This window comes from Arcicella sp. GW458-12-2-14-TSB2, assembly GCF_059423785.1.
The window spans coordinates 1-6,733 of sequence record NZ_JBWKYN010000248.1; the positions used below are offsets into that span (position 1 = coordinate 1).

Annotated in this window: 5 protein-coding genes and 1 pseudogene; 1 reads left to right on the forward strand and 5 read right to left on the reverse strand. The window is 36.9% G+C overall.

Annotated features, from left to right (window positions below):
* Nucleotides 1–125 precede the first annotated feature (125 nt).
* A pseudogene (locus tag AC07XN_RS22750) lies at nucleotides 126–242 on the forward strand (NAD-dependent epimerase/dehydratase family protein); the annotation flags it as partial.
* Nucleotides 243–389: 147 nt separating this feature from the next.
* Here the strand turns inward: AC07XN_RS22750 and AC07XN_RS22755 are convergent.
* The 5 genes from AC07XN_RS22755 to AC07XN_RS22775 form a co-directional block, all read right to left on the reverse strand.
* The gene (locus AC07XN_RS22755; protein ID WP_309923472.1) at nucleotides 390–920 is read right to left on the reverse strand and encodes a transposase; all 531 of its coding nucleotides are present in this window, start codon (nucleotides 918–920) and stop codon (nucleotides 390–392) included.
* 466 nt (nucleotides 921–1,386) lie between these two features.
* The gene (locus AC07XN_RS22760; RefSeq protein WP_494744727.1) at nucleotides 1,387–1,926 is read right to left on the reverse strand and encodes an STM3941 family protein; all 540 of its coding nucleotides are present in this window, start codon (nucleotides 1,924–1,926) and stop codon (nucleotides 1,387–1,389) included.
* Nucleotides 1,927–2,171: 245 nt separating this feature from the next.
* Nucleotides 2,172–3,575 (reverse strand): class II fumarate hydratase, encoded by a 1,404-nt coding sequence (fumC, locus tag AC07XN_RS22765; RefSeq protein ID WP_309923474.1) that lies wholly within the window; start codon nucleotides 3,573–3,575, stop codon nucleotides 2,172–2,174.
* 183 nt (nucleotides 3,576–3,758) lie between these two features.
* Nucleotides 3,759–5,447, reverse strand: a complete 1,689-nt coding sequence (locus AC07XN_RS22770; protein ID WP_494744728.1) for a serine hydrolase domain-containing protein — start codon at nucleotides 5,445–5,447, stop codon at nucleotides 3,759–3,761.
* A 74-nt stretch (nucleotides 5,448–5,521) separates the two neighbouring features.
* Entirely contained in the window at nucleotides 5,522–6,358 is an 837-nt protein-coding gene (locus AC07XN_RS22775; protein WP_494744729.1) for a helix-turn-helix domain-containing protein, read from the reverse strand.
* Nucleotides 6,359–6,733 lie beyond the last annotated feature (375 nt).

Genomic DNA, 6,733 nt, shown 5'->3' on the forward strand with positions numbered 1-6,733 from the left:
TGATAAATCTATATCTTTAAAATAATCTTTTCCCATATCACAAAGATAAGATTTTCAAATTAGCCTGACGGCTATGGAGATAACTCCAACAAAGGCGAAAAAACCCTTATTAATTCAATAAACAAATGACTAAAATGAGAATTCTTTTTACGGGTGGTTCGGGAAAAGCAGGAAAGCACGTAATTGCGTATCTGCTCGAACAAGGACACAAGGTACTGAACGTGGATATAACACCTTTGAATCTTCGCCATTGTTCGTGTCACCACGAACAATTTTCTCGTTAAGTTACTAATCTGAATTGCTCTTGCCAATGGCTTAATATTCCAAATTCATCTTCGCCATTATTCGTGTCACCACGAACAATTTTCTCATTAAGTTACTAATCTGAATTACTCTTGCCAATGGCTTAATATCCCAAATTCATCTATCGTATGTTCATAAAATTTGGCTGAGGAATATCTATAGTTTTCAGGTAAATCAGCTAAACTCCATTTTTCAACGATAGGGTTATTGTGGATATAGTCAATTTTTTGTTGCCAAACAGTTGGTGAATACAAAGCAATTGGAAGACTATTTCTTTGCCAAAAATGATATTTACGATTGGCAGATTCTACTTCAAAATAGGATAAGACTTTCGGATGATTTAATGATAAATCTTCTAAAAACCTGTGTCCTGTATATTTCATAAAACTAGCATTTGGCATCTCTTTCCCATTTTTAGCTAACATTGTCCAAATTAGATGGATGTGATTTGGCATAATCACAAATGCAAATACTTTAATTTTTTGTTGAGCTACTAAATACTGTAAGCTGCTGATAATAATATCCTTATACTTATCAGGCTTCAATAATTTTTGCCAATTTAAAATGGTGGCGGTGTAAAAATATGGGACACCTATTTGCATACTCGAATATTGCATAACTGATTGAGTTTTGAAAATTTTCTTAGAGTTGTTTGTAGAGTTGTTCGTGGAGACACGAACAACGGCGAAAGGATATTGCCAAATGAAAGGCTTTTCATTTCATCTGGTTTAACAATCTGCAAAATGTGTTTTGCCGTAACGGCAAAAGTATCGTTGTTGTATTTTAACAGAAAACCACAACTGAATTTTGGCTGATCGTATTTTGGATTATTAAATGCTATTTTGTTGAGCAACGCTGTTTGCTCGAAAACCTTGGTAGATGTTGTTTCTTGGCTAAAGCAAGTACTGGTAAAGAGTACGAGGCAGGCAAATAAATATTTTAAATTCATGATTTTGTGTTAAATCGGTTTATAAATTAAAAAGTATAAACCTAATATTAAAATTTTGCAATTTATATATAAATATTTGTGTTTTTTTGTTTGTCGTATTGTATGAAATTTATATGGTAGTTATCATTATTACACTAAGATTTATATTGATTTAACCTCTTTTGTAGTAATTCATAAAGTGTTTCAATGTTTGTTTGTAATGCATTTGCCGAAATACTTATTGGCGAACCATAAGAATTCAAATTCATTTCCATCAATTTTCTTTTTAATGAGTTAGGTTGCTTGTCGATGTAGTCTTGTGGGTTTTCAAGGATAACTAGCAGGAGCTTTTGATTCATAATCTCACTAAGGTATATTTCTTGAATATCTTTCCATAAAATCAACCCTACAGAAACAGCGCTTGAATTATCCAAAATACCTTCCGCATTTATTATTAACCCAGCTTGATTGTCAGGAAGTTTTTTGGCGATGATAACTGTAAAAATGCCAAAAACTATTATACTGGCAAGTCCAGCCACCAATACAAAAGTCGGATTCGCCAATAACCAATGATTCCCTTTGGGCGGACTTATCACAAACCAAAATCCAATTCCCACAAAAGCTAATGAACCTATTAAACCTAAAGCCATTTTTTTCTTACTCAGTGGTATTTCAATTGATTCTGTATGTGTCATAAATATTGATTGTTGTGTTTTAATGTGGGAATGATATTGTTAAAGTGTATTATTTCCCATTATGTAAATAGGAACAGATTAACACCTCCACAATCTATTATTTTCCTCCATAACTTCCAAGTCGAGATTACTTAATTATCAAAAACTTATTATATTTATTCCCCAAAAACCAACAAAGTCCATCATTAAGACGGACTTTGTTAAAATATAAAAAGCTTACAGCATAAAGCCTACAGCCAAAAAAACTACACATTAATATCACCAACCATTTCTTCTGGTTTCACCCAAGCGTCAAATTCTTCTGCTGTCAAGTAACCTAAAGCGATAGCAGTCTCTTTCAACGTTGAACCATTTTTATGAGCCGTCTGAGCAATCTCAGCTGATTTATAATAACCAATCTTAGTGTTCAATGCCGTTACCAACATCAACGAGTTGTTTACGTGTTTCTTGATGTTTTCGTGTAGTGGCTGTATACCTTCAGCACATTTATCATTAAACGCCACACAAACGTCACCAATTAAACGAGCAGAGTGAAGGAAGTTGTAAATCATTACTGGTTTGAAAACGTTCAATTCAAAATGACCCATCGAACCGCCAATACCGATTGCTACGTCATTACCCATTACCTGTGCCGACACCATTGTCATCGCTTCACACTGTGTTGGGTTTACTTTACCCGGCATGATAGATGAACCCGGTTCGTTGTCTGGAATATAGATTTCACCAATACCCGAACGTGGTCCCGACGAAAGCATACGAACATCGTTACCGATTTTCATTAAGCTAACTGCTACAGTCTTCAACGCTCCGTGAGCCTCCACGATAGCATCGTGTGCAGCCAAGGCTTCAAATTTATTTTCAGCCGTAATAAAAGGTAAGCCTGTTAAATCAGCAATATGTTTTGCTACGTTTTCAGCATATCCTTTTGGCGTATTGATACCCGTCCCTACGGCAGTACCACCCAAGGCTAATTCAGAAAGGTGAGCCAACGTATTGTTGATAGCACGTAAACCGTGGTCAAGCTGAGAAACATAACCCGAGAATTCTTGTCCTAAAGTCAAAGGCGTAGCATCCATAAAGTGAGTACGACCAATCTTCACTACATCCTTGAATTCTTTTGCCTTAGCATCTAGCGTATTGCGCAATTTGGTAATGCCCGGAATAGTTACTTCTACCAAAATCTTGTATGCCGCAATGTGCATCGCCGTTGGGAAAGTATCGTTAGACGACTGCGATTTGTTTACATCATCGTTCGGGTGAATGTATTTTGTTTCGTCCAACAAATCTCCACCGTTAATTACGTGAGCTCTGTAAGCAACCACTTCGTTACAGTTCATATTCGACTGCGTTCCCGAACCAGTTTGCCAAACTACCAAAGGAAATTGGTCGTCCAACTTGCCTTCCAAGATTTCATCACATACTTGTCCGATAAGGTTTTTCTTATCTTCTGCCAATACACCAGCCTCGAAATTGGTGATAGCTGCCGCTTTTTTCAAATAGGCAAACGCACGGATAATTTCTTTAGGCATCTTGTTGATGTCTTGAGCAATAGGAAAGTTCATGATTGAACGTTGCGTTTGAGCTCCCCAGTAAACATTGGCAGGCACTTGTACCTTACCCATCGTGTCTTTTTCTATTCTGTATTCCATTTCTACCTTTTGAAAATATGAGAATTAGCGAATACCCCTGCTTGTTTCCAACAAGGTTACTCCTGATTAAACTTGACTGCAAAGGTAGAAATGAAAAGGAAACGTAGGATGTTTTTTTGATTTTTTTGTGGTAAAATGATAGATAATAACTTTCGGCTGTCGCGTATCGCTTATCCAAGACTGCTATTTTTTTTGCCCGCTATACTTCTCCTCTTTCAACACAGCAGGTAAAAGATATTCCCTCACGATAGTATCCGACTGCGGATGTGCATAAGGTTTGTTATAAGCCTTGGCTGTAATGATGATGACGATGGGCAAATCTTTGAAAATGATGAATTGATTACCGCCATTGCCGGCACAATAAAAAGCCTCATAATTCTTGCCCGCTACCTGAAAGGTCTTATTCCAAAACAAATAACTATAATATTCATTTTCTCTTTCAGGAATCTGTATTTGCTTGGTCAATGTTTTAGCAACCCAGTCGGCAGGAATAATTTGCTTGCCGTGCCATTGCCCATTGTTTTTATATAACTGTGCATACTTAGCATAGTCTATGGCCCTCATCTGGAGGCTCCCCGCCGTATTTACTACGTTTTGTGGAGTATATTGCCATTGATATTTCGTGATATTTAAAGGCTTAAACAGTTTTTTATCAGTATATATTTCTAAGCCTTCTGGCACAGTCTTATGTAAAATATCACCCATCAGTACCACACCCGCAGTAAAATAGTCCCATTGAACACCATTTTTTTTACGAGCATCCATTGGTAGGTCAAGTGTGAATTTTACCCAATTATCGGTAGGATACATATTCTCTTCATTGCCCGGTGAATCGCCATCAGCATCTGAACCTTCAAAGGCGGAACTCATCATAAGTAGGTTCTTTATGGTTACTTGTTCTTTGCTTTCAGCGTAATTGGCAAACTTTTTTAAATCATAAAATGCCTTCAAGGGTTGGTTTTCGTTGTTGATGTACCCATCCTTTATGGCGATTCCCATCATGGTAGAAGTAAATGATTTTCCTGCCGACCGTGGGTCATGAAGTGTACTTCTGTTGGCATCGTTAAAATATTCTTCCAACAATAATTTATGGTCTTTAATAACCACGATGCTCGTAATATCCTTTAGCTCGTATTTAGCAATAGCCGTATTCAAGGCTTCTATCTTCTTAGTGTCATATTTAGCCTTTGATATTTCCCAATCACTGTTTGGGGCAATTGGTTGTATGGCTATTTCTTCCTTCGTAATCACAGGCGTTTTAATGACCAATTCTATTTGTCCTTGTGCAATAATTTCTCCTACTCTTAGGTCAGTATCACTTAGTCTTACATAAGGCTTGAGTACAATTTTTAGTTGATGTTTCCCTTCTGTCAGTGCCTTGTCGCCTCCATTTAGTTTAAACCTGTCCCACATATACATCGCCCACCAGCCTTCACCTGTAGTACTTGTTAGCGGAACTCTAAAGGTAGTCACCGTATTTTTGTTCACACTCGACCCAAAATTACAGCCATGATGAATGTTTTCTTGGTAGATAGGGTTACCATCAACAAAAAACGAAAATTGAAGATTACCACTTTTTAAGAGTTCATCAACCGATAATTCGGGTGCCAATTGATGGATATAATTAGTTACCGAATTTGCCATAAATACCCTAATATTTAGGCTGTTTTTGCGAGATAATTCAAAAGTGCTGAGAAAATCACTTTGCTGATAAACATCAAGGGGAATATTGCTAGCCATAAAAGTAATCTTCCCTATGTTGGCTTGATGAAGGGGGTTAGTAATGACTTCGGGTGTGAAAATATCTTTTATTTGCCCAGAGGTTTTCAGCGAGATTAACACGCTGAAAAGAATGATTAATACCTGTTTCATGATAATACGTTATTTAAGAGACAAATTTAAACGGATGAGTTTTCCCAAAATAGAACAGGATTAACATGGAAGCCTTAACTAAAAAGTATTTTTCGATAGGCAGAAGGATTCATGCCATTGATTTGTTTAAAACAGCGTATAAAATGGCTCTGGTCGGCAAAACCACACTCAAAGGCGATGTCGGTTAGTTGTTTTCTTTTGTCGGATAACAGGGAGAGCGATTTCTGCACTTTTAATTTTCGGATGTATTCGCCAAAGGTGCAATGAAAGTATTTAGAAAAGTCTCTTGAAAGGTGTACAGGGTGAATATTGAGGGTTTCAGATAAGAAGCCTAAGGTAAGGTTATCAGCAAACTGGTCGTTCAGAATTTCATTGATTGTGGCTACCCATGAAGGATTCTTGTGTAACAACGATTGACGTCCCTCCGCCATTTGAGACAACACATCTAGCAATAATCCTTGGATAGATAGGGGAGAGGTAGGGTCTTGTATTTTTGTTTCTGTAAATATTTTATACATCAAAAGCTTAAGGGCGGGGTCTGATAGGTTCATATTCCCTTGTATGTTGTCAGCTTTCAAAGACAATTCATCAAACCAACTTTTTTCTATCTCTACATGAAAGCCTCTGGTAAAACCTTCGGGTTTGATGTTGTAATGTGCATCCTGCCAATGATGAAACAGTAACGTACCAGCAGGACAATGATAAACCTCTTTTTTGTTACCTTCAATTACGTCGCCCGCTAAGATAAAGGTAAAATAGGCATTTTCATGGTAGTGCCAATCTACTTTAGGTTGCGTATAAACGGTATCCGTTAGCGTAAGTCCATCCAGATGAATGGTTTGATTAGTTTGCCCGTAAAATTCTCCCTTCTTTAAATGATTCATCGTAATATAGTAGCTAACAGTACTCATTGACTAAATTTCGATGGCAATATACAGTAAATATGAATGAACTAGCTTTCATTTGGGATGAATAGGCTGATTGGTGGGATGGGGGAATGAGTTGTGAGCTATGAGCGATGAGCTTTGAGGTGTTTTTATGGGATAAAGTTAAGTTTTAACCTTTCCTCTTAGTGAGTGACTTAAGTCCTATTGATTGCCCACATCTTTTAAAAAGTTGAAATGAAGGTGTGATTATTGATAAAATTAGCTTAAATGTACATATATAGTCTTTAAACCAAGCGTTGAAGCCCTCATCTCTAGCGAGGGACTTAAGTCCCTCGCTAGAGATAAGATATTGATTATTAGTTATTTATATACTTGTGGGTAATCAGTAGGACTTAAGTC

What these genes read in the sequence shown, in the direction of transcription:
- AC07XN_RS22755 (WP_309923472.1), bottom strand. Translation starts at nt 920, where the DNA reads ATGCAATATTCGAGTATGCAAATAGGTGTCCCATATTTTTACACCGCC.
- AC07XN_RS22760 (WP_494744727.1), bottom strand. Translation starts at nt 1,926, where the DNA reads ATGACACATACAGAATCAATTGAAATACCACTGAGTAAGAAAAAAATG.
- fumC (WP_309923474.1), bottom strand. Translation starts at nt 3,575, where the DNA reads ATGGAATACAGAATAGAAAAAGACACGATGGGTAAGGTACAAGTGCCT.
- AC07XN_RS22770 (WP_494744728.1), bottom strand. Translation starts at nt 5,447, where the DNA reads ATGAAACAGGTATTAATCATTCTTTTCAGCGTGTTAATCTCGCTGAAA.
- AC07XN_RS22775 (WP_494744729.1), bottom strand. Translation starts at nt 6,358, where the DNA reads ATGAGTACTGTTAGCTACTATATTACGATGAATCATTTAAAGAAGGGA.